Source organism: Gluconobacter sp. DsW_056, assembly GCF_002153595.1.
In the GTDB taxonomy this organism is placed as follows: domain Bacteria; phylum Pseudomonadota; class Alphaproteobacteria; order Acetobacterales; family Acetobacteraceae; genus Gluconobacter; species Gluconobacter albidus.
This window is the reverse complement of the sequence record NZ_JOPF01000004.1, coordinates 285,921-310,710: the sequence shown is the minus strand read 5'-3', so window position 1 is coordinate 310,710 and position 24,790 is coordinate 285,921. Positions and strand designations below refer to the sequence as shown.

Annotated in this window: 19 protein-coding genes and 1 tRNA gene; 15 read left to right on the top strand and 5 right to left on the bottom strand. The window is 59.8% G+C overall.

Annotated features, from left to right (window positions below):
• The first annotated feature begins 103 nt into the window (after positions 1-103).
• The gene (locus HK22_RS04510; protein WP_198945476.1) at positions 104-433 is read left to right on the top strand and encodes a hypothetical protein; all 330 of its coding nucleotides are present in this window, start codon (positions 104-106) and stop codon (positions 431-433) included.
• A 59-nt stretch (positions 434-492) separates the two neighbouring features.
• Here the strand turns inward: HK22_RS04510 and HK22_RS04505 are convergent, their stop codons facing one another.
• Together HK22_RS04505 and HK22_RS04500 are read right to left on the bottom strand one after the other, a co-directional pair.
• On the bottom strand, positions 493-2,076 hold the full coding sequence (locus tag HK22_RS04505) for a S10 family peptidase (RefSeq protein WP_077802997.1): 1,584 nt from the start codon (positions 2,074-2,076) through the stop codon (positions 493-495).
• Positions 2,077-2,165: 89 nt separating this feature from the next.
• Positions 2,166-4,943 carry a phosphoenolpyruvate carboxylase gene (locus HK22_RS04500; protein ID WP_086648463.1) on the bottom strand — a complete coding sequence of 926 codons (2,778 nt, stop codon included), beginning with the start codon at positions 4,941-4,943 and terminating at the stop codon, positions 2,166-2,168.
• 135 nt (positions 4,944-5,078) lie between these two features.
• On the opposite strand from HK22_RS04500, the gene HK22_RS04495 reads away from it, so the two are divergent.
• The 8 genes from HK22_RS04495 (at position 5,079) to HK22_RS04460 (ending at position 12,403) form a co-directional block, all read left to right on the top strand.
• A complete protein-coding gene (locus HK22_RS04495; protein WP_062109611.1) occupies positions 5,079-6,365 on the top strand; it encodes a DUF445 domain-containing protein in 1,287 nt (428 codons plus the stop codon).
• Positions 6,366-6,485: 120 nt separating this feature from the next.
• Complete coding sequence (locus HK22_RS04490) at positions 6,486-6,968, top strand: SUF system Fe-S cluster assembly regulator (RefSeq protein ID WP_062109609.1); 483 nt, start codon at positions 6,486-6,488, stop codon at positions 6,966-6,968.
• A gap of 12 nt (positions 6,969-6,980) precedes the next feature.
• On the top strand, positions 6,981-8,465 hold the full coding sequence (gene sufB, locus HK22_RS04485) for a Fe-S cluster assembly protein SufB (protein WP_086648462.1): 1,485 nt from the start codon (positions 6,981-6,983) through the stop codon (positions 8,463-8,465).
• Position 8,466: 1 nt separating this feature from the next.
• A complete protein-coding gene (gene sufC, locus HK22_RS04480; RefSeq protein ID WP_086648461.1) occupies positions 8,467-9,237 on the top strand; it encodes a Fe-S cluster assembly ATPase SufC in 771 nt (256 codons plus the stop codon).
• Positions 9,234-10,427: a Fe-S cluster assembly protein SufD gene (gene sufD / locus HK22_RS04475; protein WP_086648460.1), complete on the top strand. Its 1,194-nt coding sequence runs from the start codon at positions 9,234-9,236 to the stop codon at positions 10,425-10,427. Before sufC ends, sufD begins: the two co-directional genes overlap by 4 nt.
• Positions 10,424-11,665, top strand: a complete 1,242-nt coding sequence (locus HK22_RS04470; RefSeq protein WP_086648459.1) for a cysteine desulfurase — start codon at positions 10,424-10,426, stop codon at positions 11,663-11,665. The genes sufD and HK22_RS04470 overlap by 4 nt, the downstream gene beginning before the upstream one ends.
• 8 nt (positions 11,666-11,673) lie before the next feature.
• Positions 11,674-12,030 carry an SUF system Fe-S cluster assembly protein gene (locus HK22_RS04465; protein ID WP_086648458.1) on the top strand — a complete coding sequence of 119 codons (357 nt, stop codon included), beginning with the start codon at positions 11,674-11,676 and terminating at the stop codon, positions 12,028-12,030.
• A gap of 16 nt (positions 12,031-12,046) precedes the next feature.
• Positions 12,047-12,403 (top strand): iron-sulfur cluster assembly accessory protein, encoded by a 357-nt coding sequence (locus tag HK22_RS04460; protein WP_062029662.1) that lies wholly within the window; start codon positions 12,047-12,049, stop codon positions 12,401-12,403.
• Here HK22_RS04460 and HK22_RS04455 read toward each other — a convergent pair.
• From HK22_RS04455 to HK22_RS04445, 3 genes are all read right to left on the bottom strand, one after another.
• Positions 12,348-13,691: a class I SAM-dependent RNA methyltransferase gene (locus HK22_RS04455; RefSeq protein ID WP_086648498.1), complete on the bottom strand. Its 1,344-nt coding sequence runs from the start codon at positions 13,689-13,691 to the stop codon at positions 12,348-12,350. The genes HK22_RS04460 and HK22_RS04455 overlap by 56 nt on opposite strands.
• Complete coding sequence (locus HK22_RS04450; protein WP_233142386.1) at positions 13,666-16,032, bottom strand: DEAD/DEAH box helicase; 2,367 nt, start codon at positions 16,030-16,032, stop codon at positions 13,666-13,668. Before HK22_RS04450 ends, HK22_RS04455 begins: the two co-directional genes overlap by 26 nt.
• A 156-nt stretch (positions 16,033-16,188) precedes the next feature.
• The gene (locus HK22_RS04445; protein ID WP_062029664.1) at positions 16,189-16,641 is read right to left on the bottom strand and encodes a hypothetical protein; all 453 of its coding nucleotides are present in this window, start codon (positions 16,639-16,641) and stop codon (positions 16,189-16,191) included.
• A 182-nt stretch (positions 16,642-16,823) separates the two neighbouring features.
• On the opposite strand from HK22_RS04445, the gene HK22_RS04440 reads away from it, so the two are divergent.
• The 6 genes from HK22_RS04440 (at position 16,824) to lon (ending at position 24,784) form a co-directional block, all read left to right on the top strand.
• Complete coding sequence (locus tag HK22_RS04440) at positions 16,824-18,293, top strand: NAD(P)H-hydrate dehydratase (RefSeq protein WP_086648457.1); 1,470 nt, start codon at positions 16,824-16,826, stop codon at positions 18,291-18,293.
• 68 nt (positions 18,294-18,361) lie between these two features.
• A tRNA-Leu gene (locus tag HK22_RS04435) sits at positions 18,362-18,446 on the top strand.
• A gap of 59 nt (positions 18,447-18,505) precedes the next feature.
• Positions 18,506-19,837 (top strand): trigger factor, encoded by a 1,332-nt coding sequence (gene tig, locus HK22_RS04430; protein ID WP_062109591.1) that lies wholly within the window; start codon positions 18,506-18,508, stop codon positions 19,835-19,837.
• Positions 19,838-19,971: 134 nt separating this feature from the next.
• Positions 19,972-20,619: an ATP-dependent Clp protease proteolytic subunit gene (locus HK22_RS04425; RefSeq protein ID WP_062029672.1), complete on the top strand. Its 648-nt coding sequence runs from the start codon at positions 19,972-19,974 to the stop codon at positions 20,617-20,619.
• A gap of 194 nt (positions 20,620-20,813) precedes the next feature.
• Positions 20,814-22,079, top strand: a complete 1,266-nt coding sequence (clpX, locus tag HK22_RS04420; RefSeq protein WP_062029674.1) for an ATP-dependent Clp protease ATP-binding subunit ClpX — start codon at positions 20,814-20,816, stop codon at positions 22,077-22,079.
• A gap of 152 nt (positions 22,080-22,231) precedes the next feature.
• Positions 22,232-24,784: an endopeptidase La gene (gene lon / locus HK22_RS04415; protein WP_077802985.1), complete on the top strand. Its 2,553-nt coding sequence runs from the start codon at positions 22,232-22,234 to the stop codon at positions 24,782-24,784.
• The last annotated feature ends 6 nt before the right edge of the window (positions 24,785-24,790 follow it).

The following is a 24,790-nucleotide window of genomic DNA, read 5'->3' as shown; positions in this document are numbered from 1 at the left end:
ACCCCGCCAGAGCAATCTGGCGGGGTTTTTTGTGTCCAGTACCGTCAAAGAGAGAGCGATGTCCTCGTGTGAGCCTCTGAGATCCGTTATTGCTATTTTGCCCGTGAACAATCTTCTGCTGGCCGAGCAGTTCTTTGCGGCACTGGGCTTTTCGCCCCAAGCTGGCAGTTCAGCTGAATACCGGCTTTTGCAAACCCCGGACGGAGAGGAGCTTCATTTGACGCAGGCCGTTTCCGGCTGGGTCGAAGCAGGACGCAATCCTTTCGGTCTCTATTTCCGCCGTCCGGATGTGGATGCGCTGGCACGGCTCTTCGCGGGCCAGGTTCTTGAAAAGGAAGGGCCGTCGATCAAGCCCTGGGGCATGTATGAATTCGCGGTCAATGGACCGAATTGTGTTTTGGTCCGCATCGGCTGCCCTGCTCATACAGTCTGAGCATATAAAAAAGGCTGCGGAAGTTTTCCCTTCCGCAGCCTTGTCTGATTTTTCAGGGATCAGTGCAGATTGTCTGTCCGGCGGATGAAGGCCGCAACATTGTCGTGCAACTGCTGGAGCGTCGCCGGATCCACATAGACCATGTGGCCGGAAGGATACTGGGCGTATTCGATGTTCTTCTGCAGGCTTTTTGCCATCGGCAGGTGCTTCATCTCATAGACGCCTTCGAAATACGGCGTTGCGAGATCGTAGTAGCCTGCGTTGAGCATCACGTGCAGGTTCGGATTGGTTTTCATCGCCATGGCCAGATCCGTCATGACGTTTGGCTCGCCCTTGGGCTGGTAGCCGTGACCGGGCTGCCGGTGGTGGCTGTCCCAGTGGCCCTGGCTGTTATAGAGGCGATAGTCCTCGTCCGTGCCATATTTGAGTGTGTTGCGGACATAGTCGTTGAAGGCCGTGACATAGGCAGAGCTGATGGCGCTGGACTGAGGATCGTAATCCACTTCCTGACTCATCGGGTCAATCGTCGGGCTTGAATAGCGCGTATCCAGACGGCCCGTCGCCATTCCGGTTTTGGCCTGAAGCTGCTGGTCGAATTCGCCGCCATTAACGCGCAGATCGGCCCGCAGGATGTAATCGACCGGCAGACCCGTGTAATCATGCAGCTTCGCCGCAATCGCCTGACGCTGGTCTTCCGGCAGATCAGCACCCTGACGCAAGGCCAGCGTGTAGTCGGTCATCGCGAAATGCTCGACTTCGCGCAGGAACGCCTTCAGATCCGGATGTTCGGCAGGCAGGCAGTGATGATACCACGCGGTTGCTGCATAGGTCGGCAGAGCCAGCACATAGGGGTCGTCCATGCCGGCATTGAACTGCGGACTGTCATCGCTGTTGTCGTAGTTCAGGATCTGTGACAGCAGGATTACGCCGTTGAAGTCGATGTTTTCGTCCTGCTCAAGGTCATTGATGACCACGGCCGAACGCATCGTGCCATAGCTCTCGCCGAACAGGTATTTCGGCGAATTATAGCGATGATACTTGGCGAGGAACTTTGAGATGAAATGTGTGAAAGCTTCGCCGTCACCGTCAACACCCAGAAATTCTTTGTCGGCATCCTTCCCGGCAATTCGGGAAAAACCTGTTCCCGGCGCATCGACAAACACCACGTCTGAAACATCCATCAGGGACTGCGGGTTGTTGATGAGCGCGTAGGGTGCGGCCGGAAGGTGTGTGTCACCCGGCGTGTTCACACGACGCGGACCAAAGGTGCCCATATGCACCCAGACCGAAGCTGATCCCGGCCCACCATTATAAAGGAACGTGATCGGACGTTTTTCCGACGGAACGCCTTCCTTGAAATAGGCGGTGTAGAACATGGACGCGACCGGTGCGGTCTTGCTGTCGTCGTCCTTGCCGCTATCAATCTTCGTGCCGCGCTTGGCCAGAACGTCGCTGGAATCGTTGTAGTCGGCGCCATGTACCAGAATGGTTCCCGCGACGGCCCGGTAGGGGATCGTGGCGCCATTGACCGTCACCGTCCCGTTCGTCACGCTGTCAGCATTGGGTGCCGGTGTCGCGGGACCTGCGGCCAGAGCAGGCACAGCCATCATGGCTGCGCCCAGAAGAAGGGCCTTGCGAAGCATGCAGAGGAACTTTCCGTTAGGGTTTGTTACAGAGAGCTTTTAGACGGACGTAGCCCTCACCGACAAGGGTTCCGGCTACGTATCATTCTTCAGCCGAAAGCCCTGTTGGCGTGCATGATGGCGATCCCCACCTCGCGCAGCAATGCAAAGCACTGCGACAGCGGCTCGAAAATTTCCTGATGCTCCCGCGCAAAACCGCCAGCCTCAGCTGCATCGCCCGGTTCTCCGAAATCGAGATTGGCAACGCTGGGAACCGTGAGGGGGAACAGGTCGTCCAGAAGGTGCAGCGCACGCGGCACATCCAGACAGAGGATCAGGTTCGTGATAGACTCCCGTGTCAGGCTGTTGCGGGGTCCGAAATACGGAATACGCGTCGAGAGGCCCCACAGACGGTCGATAAGAGCGAAGCGGATCGCATGGAGCAGCTTTTCACGAGCTGCCATGCGTGGCGCATCAGGCCATGCAGCGCGCAGTGCGATATGGTCTGCCTGAATACGCCGGAACATTGCAGGGCCGCTCGTCCAGAAACGCAGCAGCTCCAGTCCGTGCGAAATGCCTAGCAGGCTCTGCCGTTCCTCGTCGCTCTGGGCGTTGGCTGCGCGGTCCAGCCAGGTTCCGGGGTCGAGTTGATGGATCGTTGTCCGCAGGACGTCCAGATCGGAATGAGCCAGTGCCTGACGGGCGAAATCCATGGCTTCGCGGAAGCGCGATGATTCTGTTGCGAACTGCTCGAACGTCTCGGGATGGCGTTGCGCCGCATTGCCCAGTCCGTGCAGCACATTCGCCCACCAGCCGAGCTGCTGGAGGATCGCGTTATTGGGAATGGCCCGAAGCTGGCCGGGATGGGTGATGCGCGTCACGGTCGCGGCATCCGACTGACGTGCGGATGGGCGGGAGCCCGTCTTGTCGATCAGTGACGGCCCGAATGCGCTGAGCAATGCGGCATAGCCCGGATCATCGACCAGCGCGCCCATGTCGAGTGCGATGGTGGAGAAGAAATCGGCTGCGAAATCGGGACGTGCATAGACCGGATCTTTCGTGTCCTGCGGGACTTCGGCCGTATGTTCGGCAAGAGTGGCAATTGTGGACGCCGCAAGAGCCTTCGTTCCGAACAGCGTGTAGCCGTCGCCACCCTGAAACGCGGTTTCGACGCGGCAGCCGATCCCGGCTTCGCGCATGGCCAGTCGCGTGCGGGCAGGGGAGAAATAATCCAGGCGCTGACGCAGGCTGAAAGGATGCGCGCCGCGTCCGATGCTTTCGCCGTGCGTATCGAACAGGGTGAGGGAAACATCCTCCAGTCCGTGTTCCGCCAGCAGGGAAAGGGTCCGCATCCGCAGGCGCTCGACCAGATTGGTGGCGGCAAGCTGTCCGACATAGCGTCCCGAATCGGAATAGCCGAACTGAAGCGATAGTCGTCCGTTCGCCTTCAGATAATCGCGCCAATGGCCTGACCGGAAAGCTTCTTCCAGAATGGTCTCGCCATTTTCGAGCGCGCTTTCCGTTTCAAAGAGCGGCGAAATTTCGATCTGGTGATCCTCGATCCCGAACAGCCGTGCCAGCCAGAGCGTCGCCAGCAGCGTATACCCGCTTTCGGTCTCGGCGATGAGGAAGCGGATGGGCGATCCTGAGTCGATGTGCTTGAGGATCTGCGCCATGGTCATCATCAGCCGCGCGGCGGAGGCAGGCTCGACCAGCAGCGAGCCGAAATCCACGGCACGGGGCGTCAGGTCCGAAAGGGCCTCGTCGATCTTCGTCAGCAGAACGCGACGACGCGAGGGCAGGGCCGGATCGTCGGTCAGGCCCAGTCGTGTGCGCGCGACATTATAGATCTGTGCCGCGTTCAGACGGGTATGGATGCGGGCAATTCCGAGGCCGTGGTTCATGAATCCGGCACGCAGCGTCCGCAGGTGCAGCAGGCTGTCTTCATCCAGTCCGGAAGCGGCATCCTGAAAGAGCGGCAGAAGCTCGGCGGCATCCAGAAGCGCCTTGTCGCGGTGTGAAATCAGCGTCTGGGCAAAATCACGGATGGTTTCCGGCGCGGCATCCCGTCCGGTCGGGCAGGCCGCGTGCTGCGTCTTGACGGCTTCGATGGCCCGGCGCGTGCGCATGGCCAGCGCACTTTCCTGCAGACCCAGCCGCTCCAGCCCATCCGTCAGACGATGAAGCTGGGACGACTTCAGTTCGAGCCGGATGCGCAGCGTATCCCACCAGCCGATATCGTTACGTCCATCCGTATCGAAGCCGACCCAGCTCGCCAGAATCACGGGAGCGGGATCAACGTGGCTGTTTTCGCCCGACCAGCGCTGGGACATCTCCCGCAGGAGCGCTGCTGTCAGGTCATCGAGGGCATCCCGGCCCCGCAGGATGGCCGCCAGTGCAAGGGCCTGCTCCTGCGCCAGTGTCGGCGGTCCGGGACGGCGGTGCGTTTTCAGGCACGGGATCGGCGTTTCCGGATTTTCTGCCCGCTGCGTCAGGATGTCATACACCCCGTCTGCCAGTGCGAACGTCGGATGTGCGGTGAAAACCGCGGCAATCTTCGGCACGGTCAGCGAAACCGCGTCCGGAACCTGAGCCACCAGACGCTTTGCCACGGCCTCAAGCCGCTCCTGCGGGGCAGTCTCATCAAGGCCGACATAGGCGCGCAGATGTGCGGCGCGGTCCACGAAATGCTCGTCACGCAGGGCGCGTACGACGTTCCCGATCTCGGCAAGGCGCGCTCTGCTGGCGTCCGGATCGTCGTTGGACAGATCCTGCCCGATGGAGGCAATCAGGTCTTCAAGACCATCACGTTCGTGGAGCAGCCGGGACGTCATCGCGTCAATACGGTCATGGAGAGACGGATCGAGCCGGGAGGCGCAGTCAGACATCGGGAGCAGTCTCGCTTCTGCGGAAAAAAGAAAAAATGGACCGAAAACGGGCCGCAATACTTTTCACGCCCTGCTGCCAAGCGCAACCTTGCTCTGTACGCGACAGCCCGTCGGAATGATGCTATCTGTCCGCAGATGCATGCGGACACGCCCCATCCCGTCTCCAAATCCGGCCCCGCAGGTCTTTCGCCCCGGTTCATGGCCGGTGGCCTGCTCGTTGGCATGGGAGTGCTTGCCGCAGGCACGACGCTGGCGGCGGCCCGTCATATCGGCGATGGCAGTCTGGCGTTCGGTCTGCTGCGGGCGGGTTCGAGAGCGGGCGTGGTCGGTGGTCTTGCCGACTGGTTCGCCGTAACTGCGCTGTTTCGGCACCCGCTTGGCCTCCCCATTCCCCACACGGCTATTCTGCCGCGTCAGAAAGAGCGTCTTGGACAGGCGCTGGGCCGCTTCATTTCGGGCCAGTTCTTCACTGAAGAAGATGTGCGCCGTGCTTTGTCGAGAATTGATCTCTCCGGCCTGATTGCCGACATGCTGAGCGAACCTGCGACACGCCAGACACTCGTCAACAGCATGCGCTCCGCCATTCCCGTGATGTTCGACCGCCTTGAGGACGGGCGTGCAAAGGCTGCCATTTCACGCGCCCTTCCGGTCCTGCTCAATGGTGAGGAAATGGCGCCGCTGGTCTCCCGTGGTATGCGTGCCATGGTGGACAGCGAGATGCACCAGGAAGTTCTGTCTTTCCTGCTTGAGCGCATCAAGACCACCGTAACGTCCCGGGAGTCGGACCTGCGGCATTTCGTTGAGGAGCGCGTGCGGGAGCAGGGCGGCCGTTTTCTGGGCTGGGCGATCGGCGGCTCCGTCGCCAGCCGTGTGCTGATGGCGCTCCATGCCGAGTTTGAACGGGTCGATCCCATGGACTCGGACCTGCGGCACGGATTTACGACATGGGTTCGTGGCGAAATCGACCGGATCGAACATGACCCCGTCCGTCGCAAGGACATGGCCGACACCATTACCTCCGTCCTGACCCATACCAGCCTCAAGGGCTGGAGTTCAGAACTGTGGGACCGTCTGCGGCGCATGGTTGAGGAAGACAGTGGCCGCGAAGAGGGCTGGAGCGCCACGGTCATTGATGCCGCGATCGTTCAGCTTGCGAGTGCGCTGCGGTCCAGTGATGCCGTGCGCCTGAAAGTCAATCAGGCTGTTGAAAGCACGGTCCAGCGGATCCTGCCAGGTCTGCGCGAGAAGCTCTCCGGGTTCATCGCCGCCGTCATGGCAGGATGGGACGGAAACGATCTGGCGATGCGACTGGAGTCGCGTGTCGGCCGTGACCTTGCCTATATCCGCATCAATGGCACGGTCGTGGGTTTTCTGGCCGGAGCCGCGCTTGACGGCGTTTCCCGACTGTTTTTTGGTGTGTGACATTCCATGTCAGGGAAAGGTCGGGCACAGAAGCCTTGACCTTTGCTCCGGTATGGGCCATTTGGAACAAATCAGGACTTACCAAGTCTTGAATTAGAACAAGATGCGAGTGTGCAAGCGATGCTGAGGCTCTCCAAACTGGCCGATTACGCCACTGTCCTTCTGGTCCATCTCGGTCGTCATGAAGGACTGGCAACAGCCGCAGCCCTTGCAGTAGAAACCGGCGTTCCAGAACCCACCGTGGCCAAGCTCCTCAAAGGGCTGGCCTCCAGCGGCCTGGTGCTGTCCCATCGCGGCGCCCGAGGCGGCTACCGCCTTGCGGGCGAGCTTGAAAAGGTGACCGTCGCCGCCGTTATCGCAGCCGTGGACGGACCCATCGCCATTACAGCCTGCTGTGACGGGCGCGAATGCGAACACAGTTCCCTGTGCGGCCTGTCGGGCCAGTGGGACGTTGTGAACGATGCCATCCTCAGCACACTCAACAGCATTACACTGGCGGATATGGGCCGACATGCGGAGCGCCTGCCAAGGCGCGGCCCCGCGTTGGCCCCTGTCGCCACCGTTGGAGCGGAGTCTCCCTCCGTGACCGAAGCGGTCAGTTAAGGACAACACACCATGCCAGCCGTGACGGAAACCCGCGAGACAGTCGAAAAACTCGCGAAATCCAGCTACGAATGGGGCTTTGAGACCGATATCGAAATGGATATCGCGCCCAAGGGTCTCAATGAGGAGACGGTGCGCCTGATCTCCGAGCGCAAGGGCGAGCCGCAATGGATGCTGGACTGGCGTCTGAAGGCTTTTCGTGCGTGGCTGGAAATGGAAGAGCCGACCTGGGCTCATATCCATCACCCGCCGATTGATTATCAGGACGCGCATTACTTCGCCCAGCCGAAGAAAAAGCCCGGCCCCAAGAGCCTTGATGAAGTCGATCCCGAACTTCTCAAGACCTACGCCAAGCTGGGCATTCCACTGCATGAACAGGCCCTTCTGGCTGGCGTGGAAGGGGCGGAAGAGGCGCGTCTGCCTGTTGCCGTTGATGCCGTTTTCGACAGTGTGTCCGTCGCAACGACCTTCCGCAAAACGCTTGCGGAAGCCGGCGTCATCTTCTGCCCGATCTCCGAAGCTATCCGCGAACATCCCGAACTGGTCCGGAAATATCTGGGTACGGTCGTGCCGGTGTCCGACAATTTCTTCGGGGCGCTGAATTCCGCTGTCTTTACCGATGGCTCTTTCGTCTACATCCCTGAGGGTGTTCGTTGCCCGATGGAGCTGTCCACCTATTTCCGCATCAATGCGCGCAATACGGGGCAGTTCGAACGCACTCTCATCATCGCTGAAGACCGCGCCACCGTCTCCTATCTGGAAGGCTGCACGGCGCCGCAGCGTGATGAGAACCAGCTTCATGCCGCTGTAGTCGAACTGATCGCGATGGAAGACGCCTCGATCAAGTATTCCACCGTCCAGAACTGGTATCCGGGCGATGATGAAGGTCGGGGTGGCATTTACAATTTCGTCACCAAGCGTGGCATCTGCCGTGGCGCACGGTCCAAGATTTCGTGGACGCAGGTCGAAACCGGCTCCGCGATCACATGGAAATATCCGTCCTGCGTGCTGGCGGGTGAAGGATCGGTCGGTGAGTTTTACTCGGTTGCGGTGACCAACAACCACCAGCAGGCCGATACCGGCACGAAGATGATCCATCTTGCGCCCAATACGCGCTCGACGATCATCGCCAAGACGATCTCGGCCGGTCAGTCGGACAGCACCTATCGTGGCCTCGTCCGTATACAGCCAAAGGCCCGGAACGCGCGTAATTTCACGCAGTGCGACAGTCTTCTGATCGGCGATCAGTGCGGCGCGCATACGGTGCCCTATATTGAAAGCCGTAACATGACGGCACGCGTGGAGCATGAAGCGACCACGTCAAAAATCTCTGAAGACCAGCTCTTCTACTGCCGTTCGCGCGGCCTTTCGGAAGAAGATGCGGTTGGTCTGATCGTCAATGGTTTCTGCCGCGAGGTGCTCAAGGAGCTGCCGATGGAATTCGCGGTCGAGGCGCAGAAGCTTCTGCAGATCAGCCTCGAAGGAAGTGTGGGTTAATATGAGCGATTTTCTGAAAATTCAGGGGCTTCAGGCCCGCATCGACGCCGATGGTACGCCCAAGGACATCCTCAAGGGGCTCGATCTCGAAATCCCCAAGGGTGAAGTCCACGCCATTATGGGGCCGAACGGCTCGGGTAAATCCACGCTGTCCTATGTGCTTGCCGGTCGTGACGACTACGAAGTTACGGGTGGGTCGGCCACGTTCAAGGGACAGGATCTTCTGGCTCTTGAACCCGAGGAACGTGCGGCTCTGGGCCTGTTCCTGGCGTTCCAGTCGCCGGTTGAGCTGCCGGGTGTGAACAACGCGAATTTCCTGCGGACTGCCGTAAACGCCGTTCGCCGGGCGCGTGGTGACGCGGAGCTGGATGCCGTGGCCTTCCTCAAGGCTGTCCGCGCCGAAACCAAGCACCTGTCCATGTCCGACGACATGCTCAAGCGTGCGGTCAATGTCGGCTTTTCGGGTGGCGAGAAGAAGCGCAACGAAGTGCTCCAGATGCGCCTGCTTCAGCCGTCTTTCGCCATCCTTGACGAGACGGATAGCGGTCTGGACATCGACGCCCTGCGTATTGTCGCGGAAGGCGTGAATTCGCTGCGCAGCCCGGATTTCTCTGCTCTGGTCATCACGCATCATCAGCGTCTGCTCGACTATATCGTGCCGGACCGGGTGCATGTCATGGCGCATGGCCGCATCATCCATAGCGGCGGCCCTGAGATCGCCAAGACGCTTGAAAAGCAGGGCTATACCCAGTTCCTCGAGGCGGCAGCGTGAGCGTACAGCCAACCGTGGCGCAGGAGACCCCGGCTCTGGAGGCGTTCATCCAGCGCGCTTCCGGTCACGGGACGGCTCTTGCCGAAACCGGCCTGCCAACGCGTCGTGTCGAAGCGTGGCGCTATACGCCGCTGCGCACTATCGCGGAAACGGCCTGGCAACAGGCGGCGCCTCTGGCGTCTGAATCCGTTGCTGCGCTCCTTGATGGTTTGCCGCTGCCGGACAGCGGCGCACGGATGGTCTATGGCAATGGCAGGCTGCTGGACGGTCTGTCCGCTCTGTCGGAAGCCGCCGGACAGGCTTCGGACCCTGTTTCTCCGCTGAGGGGTGTGTTCTCCGCCACGCTGAATATGGCGCTGGGCGAAAAGGGGCTCGATCTGCGTATTCCGGCAGGAACGGACGCGGGACTGCTGACCCTCATCAGCCTCTGCGATGGCGCGGATGTTTCGACGCATCTGCAGCATCGCATCGTGCTGGAAGACGGCGCATCGCTCACGCTTTATGACGTCAATGCTGGCAAGGGGCGGTATGTCACCAATCCGCGTTTCGATATTGTCGTGGGCAAGGGGGCTACGCTGCGTCACATCAAGCTGCAGCGCGAGAGCCTGAGCGGTACGCATCTTGCCATTGTTTCCGCTGATGTGTCGGAGAAGGGCGAGTATGACAGCTTTACCCTGAATCAGGGCGGGAGCCTCGCCCGGCACGAAGCTGTCGTCACGCTGAATGCCCCCCATGCCATGGTTCATGTGAATGGGGTGCAGATCGTGGACGGCCAGCGGCTGAACGACCTGACCTCCATGATTCATCATGCGGCTCCGGATGGCGGTTCGCGCCAGACCGTCAAGACGGTTCTGTCAGACGCCGGGCAGGGCGTGTTTCAGGGCAAGATCCTTGTGGATCGTGTGGCCCAGAAAACCGATGGCTATCAGATGAACCAGGCGCTTCTGCTGTCTGAAAAGGCGCAGATCAACAGCAAGCCCGAGCTGGAAATCTATGCTGACGACGTCAAGTGCAGCCATGGTGCCACTGTAGGCGCCCTTGATGACGAGCAGCTTTTCTATCTGCGCTCCCGGGGTGTTCCCGAAGCGCAGGCCCGCGATATTCTTGTGCGGGCGTTCCTGATAGACGCGCTGGATCTCGTTGCCGATGAGACCCTGCGTGATCTGCTGGGCCGGAGCATGGAGTCATGACCGGCAGCAGCATCCCGTCCGGAAAAACAACGGCTGAAATCCGCGCCCATTTTCCGATCCTGAACGAAACCGTTCATGGCCGCCCGCTGGTTTTCCTCGATAGTGCGGCATCTTCGCAGAAACCGGATGCCGTGATCGAGGCCATGCGGAATGCGGCCTATCACCAGTATGCCAATATTCATCGCGGCCTGCACTGGATGAGTGAACGCACGACGGAAGCCTATGAGCGCGCCCGTCATGACGTTGCCCGTCTTCTCAATGCTCCCGACCACCATGAAATCGTTTTCACCCGCAACAGTACCGAGGCCATCAACCTCGTGGCCCACAGTTTCGGTAGTCTGCTGAAGCCGGGGCAGGCGGTTCTGATTTCCGAACTGGAACATCACGCCAATATCGTGCCCTGGCTCATGCTGCGGGACCGGGCGGGGATTGACCTGCGGGTCGCGCCCATCAATGACGCTGGCGACATTGATCTGGACGCCTATGAGGCGCTCCTGTCGGACGGCAAAGTGGCGCTTGTGGCCATCACGCATATGTCCAACGTGCTTGGGACCATCACTCCGGCTCGCAAGCTTGCGGACATTGCCCATGCTTACGGCGCGCGCATTCTGCTGGATGGGTCGCAGTCTGTCGTGCATCGCAGGATTGATGTGCAGGACCTCGGCGCGGATTTCTTCACCTTCACCGGGCACAAGCTCTATGGTCCCACAGGCATCGGTGTGCTCTGGGGCAGAATGGAGCTTCTGGACGCCATGCCGCCTTTCATGGGTGGCGGTGACATGATCGAGACCGTGTCGTTCGAGCGCGCCACCTGGGCGCATGTTCCGCACAAGTTTGAAGCCGGAACGCCGGCCATTCTGGAAACTATTGGTCTGGGGGCTGCTGTCCGCTTCGTGGAAGAGATTGGCTATGAAGCCATCTCCCGCCATGAAGCGGAACTCACCCGCTACGCATTGGAAAAAATGCGTGGAATCAACAGCCTGCGTGTTCTGGGGGAGCCGCAGGAGCGAGGCGGCGTGATTTCCTTCGTCATGGATGGCGCGCACCCGCATGATCTGGCGACGCTGCTCGACCAGTTGGGAATCGCCATCCGTGCGGGGCAGCATTGTGCGGAGCCGCTGGTCCGGCGTCTGGGCGTGCAGGCAACAGCGCGTGCCAGCTTCGGCATCTATACCACGACCGATGAAATCGACACGTTTATCGAAGGCCTTGAACGGGCCCGGATGATGCTCACATGAGTGTAGCCATGACCGATATCTCCACCAGTGAAGACACAGCCTGCGTTCCCGCCACCGGAACTGCGCCGGATCAGGAGGCGGTCATCGCCGCCATCGCCACGGTTTATGATCCGGAAATTCCGGTGAATGTCTACGAACTTGGCCTGATTTACGCGATTGACCTGCACGACGACGGTCGCGTCCATATGGAAATGACGCTGACGGCGCCGAACTGTCCCAGCGCACAGGAACTGCCCGAGATGGTGCGCGATGCCGTGTCGCATGTTCCGGGTGTTACTCAGGCGACGATCGAGATCGTCTGGGATCCGCCGTGGGATATGAGCCGTATGAGCGATGATGCCCGTCTTGCCCTCAACATGTTCTGATCCGGAAAAAACCATCATGTCCGATGTTGCAACGCGTCGTCCGCTGCCTGCTCTCATGACTGTTTCAGATCAGGCTGCCAGACGTCTGAAAGCCCTTTATGAAGGCTCTCATCAGGGGCAGCTCCTGCGCATCAGCGTGGGGACGCGAGGCTGCTCGGGACTGTCTTACGAAATGAATTTCGTCACAGACCCGCAGCCTGCCGACGAGCGGGTCGAGGATCAGGGCGTGACCCTGCTGGTGGACCGAAAGGCCACCTTGTTCCTGACCGGTACTGTGATGGATTACGAGGTCAAAGACCTCGAATCCGGCTTCACGTTCAGGAATCCGAACGAGAAGGGACGCTGTGGCTGCGGCGAGAGTTTTCACGTCTGATCCGCTTCGCATCCCGCGAAAGCACGACAACGGCCTCGACTTCCGTGGACCACAGGAACTGGTCCACGATCGTCAGACCGACGACTGAAAATCCTGCGTTCCAAAGCATCTTGCCGTCTTTTTCAAGCGCGGCAGGATTGCAGCTCACATAGACCATATCCGGCACGGCAGATTTTGCCAGCGGTACAGTCTGTGCGCCCGCACCCGCATAAGGCGGGTCGAGGACAACAGCCCGTGTTGATTTCAGATCATGCGGCAGAAGAGGCTGGCGCCCCAGATCCCGATGAAAACCGTCAACGCGTCGGCCCCCGGCTGCCGCTTTGAGGCAGTTTGCAGCCGCCAGATTTCCTTCATAGGCCATGACGCGCCCTTTTTCCGACATCGGAAATGTCAGCGTGCCACAACCGGCAAACAGCTCGACCGTCACGTCCTTTTTGTTCAGTGACGGCAGACCGTCCAGAACGGCTGTGACAATGGCTTTCTCGGCGTCCGCCGCTGCCTGAAGGAATGCCGAAGGGGGTGGTGAGACAGTCACACCACCGAAATTTTCCCGCACAGCCCCAGACTGGGCCACCGTTTCGATGCCCAGATCTTTCGGGTCCTGCCAAGAAATTCGCGACAGATTATGCTCGCGTGCAAAGGCCGCAAGCTTGATACGGTCTGCACTTGTCAGCGGAGCAGATGTCTGAAGTGTCAGGTCCGGGCCGCTATCAAGCAGGTTGACCATCAGGCTGCCACGGCCTGTCAGGGCTCCCAGGCTGCCCAGAACGTCGCGCAAGGGCGCGAGAAGTCCAAAAATCGCTGGGTGGAGAACATGACATTCCGTCATGTCCACGGGATCGCCGTTGCGGCGGTGCAGCCCGATGATCACGCCACCCGGCACACGCTGGACAGCAAAATCCATCCGCCGCCGTGTTTCAGGCGCTGTCTGGAACATCCGTGCTGGTGGCAGATCTGTAAAACCAGCGGCGGTCAGGGCCTGGAGGACGCGCTGCGACTTCCATTCCAGCAGAGCCGGGAGGGAAAGATGCTGCAACGCACAGCCGCCGCACTCACCAAACAGGTCGCAGGGTGGCGTTACGCGCTCGGGAGATGAGTGAACGATTTCAATCAGTTCAGGATGGCTGGAAGCAAGGCGGACCCGAATGTCTTCTCCGGGCAATGTACCCGGAATGAAGACGCTCTGGCCATCAAGATGCGCAACGCCGTCGCCTGCCGCACCCAGTCCTTCAATCCGGAGTTCTGCAACTCCGGTCAAGGTATCATTCATTACCGTAATGGCGCCCATCATGCTGAACGGGAGCAGCGAGATCGGTCTCGCCGGAGACCGTAATTTTCCGACGACGCGGGACCAGCATGAAGGCGGGCGTATCTCCGCCAAAGCCGGTCTTCGGGCCATCGTTCTCGAATGCAGGAGCCAGTTCAACGGAACGATGGCTCACGGGGGCTTCGATCACCGAGACAGGTGTGGGAGTTGCAACAGGTACTGCCTGCTGAACGCTCTCGTGTTCGTCACGCTCGCCACGGTTGCGCTTGCGGCCGCCCCGGCGGCGTTTGCGTGCACGATGCTCGCCGTCTTCCGAAGCCTCCTGAGGCGTTGGAACAGGAGCAGAGACGGATTCCGTCGGACGGCGGTCGCCCTCTTCCGGAGCCCAGTCAACAGTCGTGATGCCTTCGAGAACCGGGCGTGCAATGACCTTGCCAGTCAGGGTCTCGATTGCTTCGAGCAGTCTGCGATCGCGTGGTGTGGCCAGGCTGAAGGCGTGGCCTTCCTTGCCGGCCCGTCCGGTGCGTCCGATCCGGTGGACGTAATCCTCGGCATTGAACGGCAGATCGTAATTGAAGACATGAGACAGGCCGCCAATGTCGATACCGCGTGCAGCCACGTCAGAGCAGATCAGGAACTTCAGTTCCCCGGAACGGAAACGCTCCAGCGTCGAGAAACGCAGCGACTGGGCCAGATCTCCATGCAGATGCCCGGCCTCTATCCCGTGTTTGGTCAGATACTGCTGGATCATGTCCACATCGCGTTTGCGGTTGCAGAAAACGATCGCGCTCTGGACGTTTTCACGGCGCAGAAGCTTCTTGAGGGTGCGGCGTTTTTCGTCTTCGGGAACAATGACCAGTGCTTCTTCGATCGTCGTGGCGACGGAAGACTGGCGCGAGACCGTGATTTCAACTGGATGGCGCAGGAATGCATCGGCCAGGCGCCGAATTTCTTCAGCCATGGTGGCGGAGAAAAACAGGGTCTGGCGATGGGCTGGCAGCAGCCCGACAATTTTCTCGATATCGGGAATGAATCCCATGTCCAGCATGCGGTCGGCTTCGTCGATCACGAGCGTACTGGTCTGCGTGAGCAGCAGACCTCCACGCCCGAACAGGTCGAGCAGGCGTCCCGGCGTTGCAATGAGCACATCGACGCCACGATTCAGGACATCGCGCTGTTCGGCCATACTTTCGCCGCCGATCAGCAGGGCGTGTGTCAGGCGAAGATACTTGCCGTAGAGCTTGAAATTCTCAGCGACCTGCAAAGCGAGTTCACGCGTCGGCTCAAGGATCAGCGAACGCGGCATCCGTGCACGGGCGCGCGACCCGGATAGCTTCTGAAGCATTGGAAGTGTAAAGGAAGCCGTCTTGCCGGTGCCGGTCTGGGCGACACCCAGAACGTCATGGCCCTTCAGAACTTCGGGGATAGCCTGTGCCTGAATGGGGGTAGGGTGCTCGTAACCCAGTTCCTCAATGGCGCGCATGATCGGTTCGCCCAGCCCCAGATCGGCAAAACGGGGCTTGTCGAACGATTCTTCGGCGACAGCGACGGTTTCAATGATGGCAGGGGGGACCGCAATGTTCTCTACGGTGACGGCGGGCTCCGTAGCGACAACAGTCCTGGCGCGTCTGCGACGGGCCGTGGCTTTCTCGCTCTTTGCCGGCTCGACCTGTGCCAAAGGCGTCTCTTCGGAGACGGGCGCAGCGACGACCTCCTCAACCGGGACACTCGCCTTGCGACGTGTCGGACGTGCCTTCTTTTCGGCTTTTTCTGCAGAAGGTTTTTCCACAGGAGCTTCCGTGGCGACAACGTCCGTTTTGCGCGGACGACCGCGGCGACGCGGAGCTTCGCCAGGCTTCGGAGTATCTTCAGTTACGATTTCGGGTGCGGGCTGCTCGACGGCGGCGACCTTGCGTGGACGGCCGCGGCGTTTGGGAGCAGCTTCGGTGACCGTTTCATCAGCCACTTTCGTGGTGCGACGACGGGGGGCAGGAGATGTTTCGTCGGTATCGACGGTTGTCTTCGGCTCCGCAACCGCCTTTCTGCGGCGTACGGCAGGTTTGGCAACGGGAGCGTCGTCTTCGGTCAGGGTCTCGACAGCAGGAGAGATCACCTTGCGCGGGCGGCGTGTGGCAGGCTTTGCCGCGTCTGTCGCATCCGGGATTGCAGGAACTGCGGTCTTCGAGCGTCGCGCTCGCGGGGCCTTGGCGGCAGGGGCTTCCGGTGCCGCAGGCGTGTCGCCTTCATCGGCAGGCGTCGGGGAAACCTCGGCTGCGGCGCTGCGCGAAGCGGAAGGGCGACCACGCTTGGGCGTGGCAGTCGTACGGGATTTGGAAGGACCGGAGGTCGTTTTCGCGCTCAAATGACTCTCGAGACTCTCGTTGACGGTGCGCACCCCAATGGATGCGGGCCGGAGTTGAGGGCGGGGCAGTGACCCGCAGCTATAACTGGTGCGTTATCGACAAATGGCGGAAATGGCAAGCGATACGGCCCTAAAAGCGCCGTATCGCATACGATTTCAGATGCCGCGTGCCATTGCGGCGACAAGGATGGTCAGGACACCCAGTGCCGCCATGATTGCAGTGCGGCTGCGCAGCGTATCGAACAGGGCAGGCTGGGGGCGCATGGCCCGGCGTGCGCGGCGGAAGGGGCCCTGAACGGTCAGGATGAAAACCACTGCCATGACCAGCCCCAGAAGCTGCATCGCATTGACGGGCCAGGGTACCGCTGCAAATCCACCTTCATGAAAGACCAGCCCCCAGCCGCTCAGCAGCGAAAACGGTACAACCTGATACAGGCCGCGGAAAAAGCGCGTATAGCCCTGAAGCAGCACTGAATTGCGCGGTCCGGGGTCAAGCAGCCCGACTGTGGAACGAACGACCAGCGTCGAATAGATCGAACCGCCAACCCAATAGGTCATGCACAGCACGTGAATTGCGAGCACGAGGCTCCAGATGATCGATCCTGTCATTGATCCTCGTCAGGGTTGAAAATTGAAAGAGAGGGAAAGATCATTCCCGAAATGCGTTTCCCCTGAATACCTGACGCACCCCTCATTGCGCCAGAGTGATTGCAAAAGTGTCATTGTAAACCGGACAGCGCAGGAGCGGCTTACGCTTTTGCATGATGAGTCCGGCAGGAGATTGCCTCGATATGTCCCGCTATCCTTTTGCTCTGCTGCTTCCCGAGGAAAGCGACCGGATGGACCGTGCGGCCGCAGTGATCCTTCCGCCCGTGCTTCTGATGGAAAACGCCGGGTGGGCCGTTGCGCGCATCATACGCAACCGTTTTTCGCCGTGTCGCGTCACCGTGGCCTGCGGGCCGGGAAACAATGGCGGCGATGGCTATGTCGTTGCCTGTCATCTGGCGCGCTGGGGCTGGCCGGTCCGTGTGGCTGCACTCTCCAGCCCCAGACCAGGCACGCCCGCAGCCAAAATGGCCAACCGCTGGACGGGTCCAGTGGTTCCGTTCACGGCTGAAGAGATCGGATGTGCTGATCTGGTGGTGGATGCGGTCTTCGGCTCTGGGCTGAAACGACCTGTTTCGGACGAGACTGCTTCCGTTCTTGCTGCGGCTCCTCAGGTTGTTGCGATCGATATGCCCAGTGGAGTTTCGGGGGCATCGGGTGAAATTCTTGGCCGGGCGCGCGACTGTCATTTTACGGTGACTTTTGTTCGCCCGCGTCCCGGTCATTTCCTGCAACCTGGCGCCGGTCTGTGTGGCGAAGTGATCTGCGTCGATATCGGTATGCCCGAGCGTGCCTGGGACGGGATAGCGCCTACCATCCAGCATAATGAGCCTGGCCTGTGGAGCCTCCCGATCTCGGGTGAGGGCGATTACAAATACCGCCGTGGGGTCGTTAGCCTATGTGGTGGAACTGAAATGCCGGGCGCGACCCGTCTCGCGGCGGGAGCGGCCCGACGAAGCGGCGCGGGGCTGGTCCGGGTTTCGGCGGGTGAGGGCGCTCCGGCTTATCGACTCGGCGATCCCGGCCTGATTGTGGAGGGAGCGCCCCTCGCTGAGTTGCTGGAAGATGCCCGACGCAAAGTTTGGATCTGTGGACCTGGTCTGACCGAAGGGGAAGTCGCGGCAACCCTGCCACAGCTTCTGAAGTCCGGTCGCATGGTCCTCGCTGATGCCGGGGCGCTGACCTGGGGTGCCGGCGATCTCACGCGCCTGAAAGGCGTTGCGGCCATCACGCCCCATATCGGAGAGTTCCGTAAACTGTTTGGCCCCGTTGAAGGCAGTCGGATCGACGCCGCACGCGAGGCTGCAAAACGCCTTGATGCGGTCATTGTGATGAAAGGGCCTGATACCCTGATCGCGGCGCCTGACGGGCGCGTCGCCATCAATACCCATGCGTCTTCTGCTCTGGCGACCGCAGGCTCGGGTGACACGCTGACGGGTGTGATCGCCGCCTTGCTGGCCGCAGGGATGGACGTCTGGGAAGGCTGCTGTGCTGGTGTGTGGCTACATGGCGAAGCGGGAATTGAAGCCGGGAAAGCCCATGGCGGCTGGCCTGTGGCGGAGGATCTGGACCTGCCGCTCGGTCCGGCCCGTGCGACCGCCACACGCCTCGCGCAGGAGGCTGGACGCAAAAAGGCGGTCGGCTCCCTGTTGTGAAGTCGCGTTTCATGCGCTAAAGGCCGCGCTTCCGAGGTTCGGTAACACGAGCCAGGAAGCCGAGCGCTGCGGGCGTGGTGAAATTGGTAGACACGCCAGATTTAGGTTCTGGTGGCGCAAGTCGTGGGGGTTCAAGTCCCTCCGCCCGCACCAACCCGGCTTCCCGAGAAAGAGATTTGACCAACCTACCGACCGAGAGGATCGCCTGGCTCATGCAGGTTACGCCCACGCTCAACGAAGGACTTAAGCGCGCCTTCACCGTCGTTGTCCCGTCTGCTGACCTGCAGGCCCGCCGCGATGCACGACTCGCTGAAGTCGCCAAGACGATCAAGCTTCCCGGCTTCCGTCCGGGCAAGGTGCCGGCTTCCCTCGTCAAGCAGCGTTACAGCGATTCCGTGAATGCGGAACTGCTTGAAGAAATCGTCAACGACGCGACGACCAAGCTGTTCGCAGAGCAGAACGTGCGCCCGGCGATGCAGCCGAAGGTCGAAGTGACCTCCGCCATCGAAGACGGCAAGGATCTCGAATTCAAGGTCGAGACCGAAGTTCTTCCGGAAATCGCCGTTCCTGACCTGTCCGGTCTGAAGCTGACGCGCCTTGGCGCCAAGGTCAGCGAAGAGACCGTTGAGAAGGCTCTGAACGACGTTGCCCGTCGCAGCCGCAAGTTCGAAGCGATCGAAGAAGACCGTGCGGCCGTCAAGGGCGATGTCGTCTGCGTTGACTTCGTGGGTAAGCTGGACGGCACGCCATTCGATGGCGGCACGGCTGACGATGTGAATGTCGAAATCGGCGGCGAAGGCTTCATCCCCGGCTTTGCCGAGCAGATGGAAGGCATGAAGGCTGGCGAAGAGCGCGTTATCAACGTGACGTTCCCCGCCGACTATCAGGCTGAAGAGCTGGCCGGCAAGGCCGTGACCTTCGACATCAAGGCGAAGTCCCTGAAGAAGGCTGTTGATCCGGCCATCGACGACGAGCTTGCCAAGACGATCGGTTTCGAGAACCTCGAGCAGATCCGCAAGATCATCACCGAGCAGGCTGAAGGCGAATACCAGCAGCTCTCGCGTCTGCGCATCAAGCGCGATCTTCTGGATGCCCTGTCCGAGAAGACAGACTTCGAAGCACCGTCCAGCATGGTTGACGCCGAGTTCAACCAGATCTGGGCCCGCGTCGAAGAAGACCGCAAGGCCGGTCGTCTGGACGAGGAAGATGCTGGCAAGGACGAAGAGACCCTCAAGACCGACTACCGCCGCATTGCAGAGCGTCGCGTGAAGCTGGGTTTGCTGCTGGCTGAAATCGGCCGCAAGCAGGAGATTCAGGTTTCCCGTGAAGAGCTTCTGGGTGCAATGCAGCAGGAAGCGCAGCGTTATCCGGGTCAGGAACAGATGGTTTTCGAGTTCTTCTCCAAGAACCCGCAGGCCGTCGAAGGGCTCCGTGGCCCGATTCTGGAAAACAAGGTCGTCGATTACCTGATCGAGCTGGCCGACGTCACCGACAAGGACGTGACGCCGGAAGAACTGGCAGAAATCCCGCCCGCCGAACTCTGATCTTTCGGCGGGGGAACCAGCGGGCACTCTTCGGGGTGCCCGTTTTTTCCTGCCTGCTCCCTTTGACGGAACGCCATGTCGGGTCCATGTTAGGGAGCAGAAGAAAGCCCATCGGGCATTGAGGAACAGACAGCATGGCCATTCGGGATCGTGATCCCCTCGAGGTGTTGAGCAACTCTCTGGTGCCGATGGTGGTCGAGCAGACTGCCCGCGGAGAGCGCGCTTTCGACATCTTTTCGCGTCTCCTTCAGGAGCGCATCATTTTCCTGACCGGACCCGTTTACGATCAGGTTTCCTCCCTGATCTGTGCGCAGCTTCTCTATCTTGAGAGCGTCAATCCCACCAAGGAAATCTCGTTCTATATCAACAGCCCGGGCGGTGTCGTCTCCGCCGGTCTCGCGATCTATGACACCATGCAGTATATCCGCTGCCCGGTCAGTACCGTCTGTATCGGTCAGGCTGCCTCCATGGGGTCGCTGCTGCTCGCAGGTGGCGAGAAGGGACATCGTTACGCCCTTCCGAATGCTCGCGTGATGGTCCATCAGCCGTCCGGCGGTGCGCAGGGGCAGGCTTCGGACATCGAGATCCAAGCCCGCGAAATCCTCATCATTCGTCAGCGCCTGAACGAGATCTATCGCGAGCATACCGGTCAGACACTGGAGCAGATCGAGCAGAAGCTCGAGCGTGACAGCTATCTTTCGGCGCATGAAGCACGCGAATTCGGCCTGATCGACAAGGTCGTTGAGCGTAATCCGCATGAGACGACAGCAGACCCGAGTTAAGGCGTTTCCAGCGCGGGGAGCCTGATGCTCCTCTTGGAACCGAAAAGCGGCATCCCGATATGCCGCTTTTCGTGTCTTGGGGCTTTCAGGCTCCGGGGTTGCCGAAGGCTTTGACCTCGGCCTAAAGTTAAAGTTCTTTCGCATGTCTGCTGCGTGAATGCGGTCATGTCGTGCGCAAGGGAAAGGAAGCAGCAGTGAGCAACAAATCCGGCGATTCCAAGAACACCCTGTATTGCTCGTTCTGTGGGAAATCCCAGCACGAAGTCCGTAAGCTGATCGCGGGTCCCACGGTCTTCATTTGTGATGAATGCGTCGAGCTGTGCATGGATATCATCCGTGAGGAGCACAAGACCCATCTCGTGAAGTCGCGTGACGGTGTTCCGACGCCCAAGGAAATATGCAAGGTTCTTGACGATTACGTGATCGGTCAGTTCGAGGCCAAGCGTGCGCTTTCCGTAGCGGTTCACAATCACTACAAGCGCCTCGCCCATGCCGCGAAGAGCTCCGATGTCGAGATCGCGAAGTCCAACATCCTTCTGATTGGTCCGACAGGCTCGGGCAAGACGCTGCTCGCCCAGACGCTGGCCCGTATTCTCGACGTACCTTTCACGATGGCTGATGCCACGACCCTGACCGAAGCCGGATATGTCGGCGAGGACGTGGAAAACATCATTCTCAAACTGCTCCAGTCCGCGGACTACAACGTGGACAGGGCGCAGCGCGGCATCGTCTATATCGACGAGATCGACAAGATTTCCCGCAAGTCCGACAATCCGTCCATCACCCGTGACGTCTCGGGCGAAGGCGTTCAGCAGGCGCTTCTGAAGCTCATGGAAGGCACTGTTGCTTCCGTGCCGCCGCAGGGTGGGCGCAAGCATCCGCAGCAGGAGTTCCTGCAGGTCGATACGACCAATATGCTCTTCATATGCGGCGGAGCGTTCTCCGGTCTGGACAAGATTATCTCGGCTCGCGGCAAGGGTTCGGGGATCGGGTTTGGCGCAGATGTGCGTTCCGAGGATGAACGGCGTCTGGGAGCCATCCTTCAGAGCGTTGAACCGGAAGATCTGCTGAAATTTGGCCTTATCCCCGAATTTATTGGCCGTTTGCCGGTGATCGCTGCTCTGAATGATCTGGACGAATCTGCTCTGATCCAGATCCTGAGCAAGCCCAAGAATGCTCTGGTGAAGCAGTATGGTCGTTTGTTCGAAATGGAAGGCGTCAAGCTGACCTTCACGGATGATGCACTTGCGGCCATCGCCAAGCGTGCCATCGAGCGCAAAACCGGTGCGCGCGGATTGCGCTCGATTCTGGAAAATATCCTGCTCGGTACGATGTTCGATCTTCCCGGCCTTGAGGGCGTGGAAGAAGTCGTCATCAACCGTGAAGTGGCCGAAAGCAAGGCGCAGCCGGTCTATGTTTATGGGAAAGGCAAGTCCGAGCCCGCTGAGCAGTCTGCGTAAAAATGGTTTCGGCTCTTGTGTCGGAGCTTCCGGGTTTCGACATAACTGACTGAGGTTGTCCCAATTCATGCCTCTCAGGCATGAAAGAGATGCGATGCTGACGCTGCAAGGCAGGTTGGCATCGCAAGATCGTCCCTCTGGAGATCAAGTGAATGACTGACGATACCAAGCCGAAAACCCGTCGCCGGACGAAAAAAACGGATGACGTGGTTGTTACCGAAACGCCCGTGGCGGCTCCAAAGAAAGCCGTTCGCAAGCCTCGCAAAACTGCGGCGCCTGTTGTGGCGGAAACCGTACAGGAGCCTGTGCGCCACGATGTGATGGCTGTTCTGCCATTGCGCAATATCGTGGTCTTCCCCCACATGATCGTGCCGCTGTTTGTCGGGCGTGAAAAGTCGGTGAAGGCGCTGGAAACCGTGACCCGTGAAAGCAAGCAGATCCTGCTTGTGGCGCAGAAGGACGTCTCGCTGGATGATCCTTCGGTCGATGATATCTACCGTTACGGGACGGTCTCGACGATCCTCCAGCTGCTGAAGCTGCCGGACGGGACCGTCAAGGTTCTGGTCGAGGGGACGCGTCGTGTGCACATCACGCGTCTGTTCGATGTGGACGGGCATTTCGAAGCTGAAATCGAGGAAATTCCCGAAGAGGCCGTTGATGCGGCGCCGGGAAGCGAAATTGAGGCGCTGAGCCGCTCAACGGTTTCGCAATTCGAACAGTATATCAAGCTCAACAAGAAAATTCCGCCGGAAGTCATGGTCTCGATCAACCAGATCGAGGGTGTTTCCAAGCTCGCTGACACGATTGCGAGCCATCTGAATCTCAAGATTTCCGAAAAGCAGGAAATTCTTGAAACTGCTTCGCCTGCGCGTCGTCTGGAACAGGTTTTCGCGCATATCGAGACGGAAATCGGTGTTCTTCAGGTCGAGAAGCGCATCCGCAACCGCGTGAAGCGGCAGATGGAGAAGACCCAGCGCGAGTACTACCTGAACGAACAGCTCAAGGCGATCCAGAAGGAACTCGGGGAGGGCGAGGATGGTAAGGATGAGAATTCCGAGCTTGAGGAAAAGATCAACAAGACCCGCCTGAGCCGTGAAGCCAAGGAAAAGGCCCATGCCGAGCTAAAGAAGCTGCGTGGCATGAGCCCGATGTCGGCCGAGAGCACGGTTGTCCGCAACTATCTCGATTGGCTTCTGGGAATTCCCTGGAAGAAGCGTTCAAAGATCACACGCGAGTTCCAGCATGCTGAAGATGTGCTGGAAGCCGAGCATTACGGTCTGGAAAAGGTCAAGGAGCGGATCCTTGAGTATCTTGCGGTGCAGACGCGTTCGCAGAAGCTCAAGGGGCCAATTCTGTGTCTTGTCGGGCCTCCGGGCGTGGGTAAAACCTCTCTGGCACGCTCCATCGCCAAGGCGACGGGCCGTAACTATATCCGTATGTCACTGGGTGGGGTTCGCGATGAATCCGAAATCCGTGGTCATCGACGGACATATATCGGCTCCATGCCGGGTAAGATCATTCAGGGCATGAAGAAGGCGCGGACGTCCAATCCGCTGTTCCTGCTCGACGAGATCGACAAGCTGGGTGCCGACTGGCGTGGTGATCCGTCCTCGGCGCTGCTTGAGGTGCTGGATCCGGAACAGAACGCTACGTTCGCCGATCATTATCTTGAAGTGGATTATGATCTGTCGGATGTGATGTTTGTCACGACGGCCAATAGTCTGAACATGCCCCAGCCGCTGCTGGATCGCATGGAGATCATCAACCTGTCCGGCTATACCGAAGATGAGAAAGTGCAGATCGCGCGCCGTCATCTTCTGGGCAAGCAGGCCGAAGCACATAATCTCAAGCCTGGTGAGTGGACGGTTACGGATGATACGATCCGTGAACTTATTCGGGCGTATACCCGGGAAGCCGGTGTGCGAAATCTTGAGCGTGAGCTTGCCAAGCTGGCGCGCAAAACGGTCAAGGAAATCATCACGACCGGCGTTAGTCATGTCGAGATCACTCCGGCAAATCTCGAGAAATATGCGGGCGTCCGCCGTTTCCGTCATGGTGAGACCGAGACGGAAGATATGGTCGGCGTCGTGACAGGCTTGGCCTGGACGCAGGTTGGTGGCGAGATCCTGACAATTGAAAGCGTGATGGTTCCGGGCAAGGGGAACGTCAAGCAGACCGGCAAGCTCGGCGAAGTCATGCAGGAAAGCATTTCTGCCGCGCTCTCCTATGTCCGCTCGCGTGCCCAGGATTTCGGGATCCGGCCGCCGCTGTTCGAGAAGAGGGACATCCATATCCATCTTCCTGAAGGTGCGACCCCCAAGGATGGTCCGTCCGCCGGTATTGCGCTTGCGACGTCTCTGGTGAGTATCATGACGCAGATCCCCATCCGCAGGGATGTGGCCATGACGGGTGAGATCACCCTGAGGGGCCGGGTTCTGGAGATTGGGGGGCTCAAGGAGAAGCTGCTCGCGGCCCTGCGGGCTGGAATCAAGACGGTCCTGATCCCCAAGGACAACGAGAAGGATCTCGCGGAGGTGCCGGATAATGTCCGTCATGCGCTCAAGATCATTCCGGTGAGCCATGTGGATGAGGTGCTCAAGATTGCGCTGACTCGTATGCCGGAAGCCATTGAATGGGATGAAAATGTTGATCCGATCAGTGAAATAACGGTGGATAAAGCGGCTCCGCAGGCACTTCCCCACTAACACGGA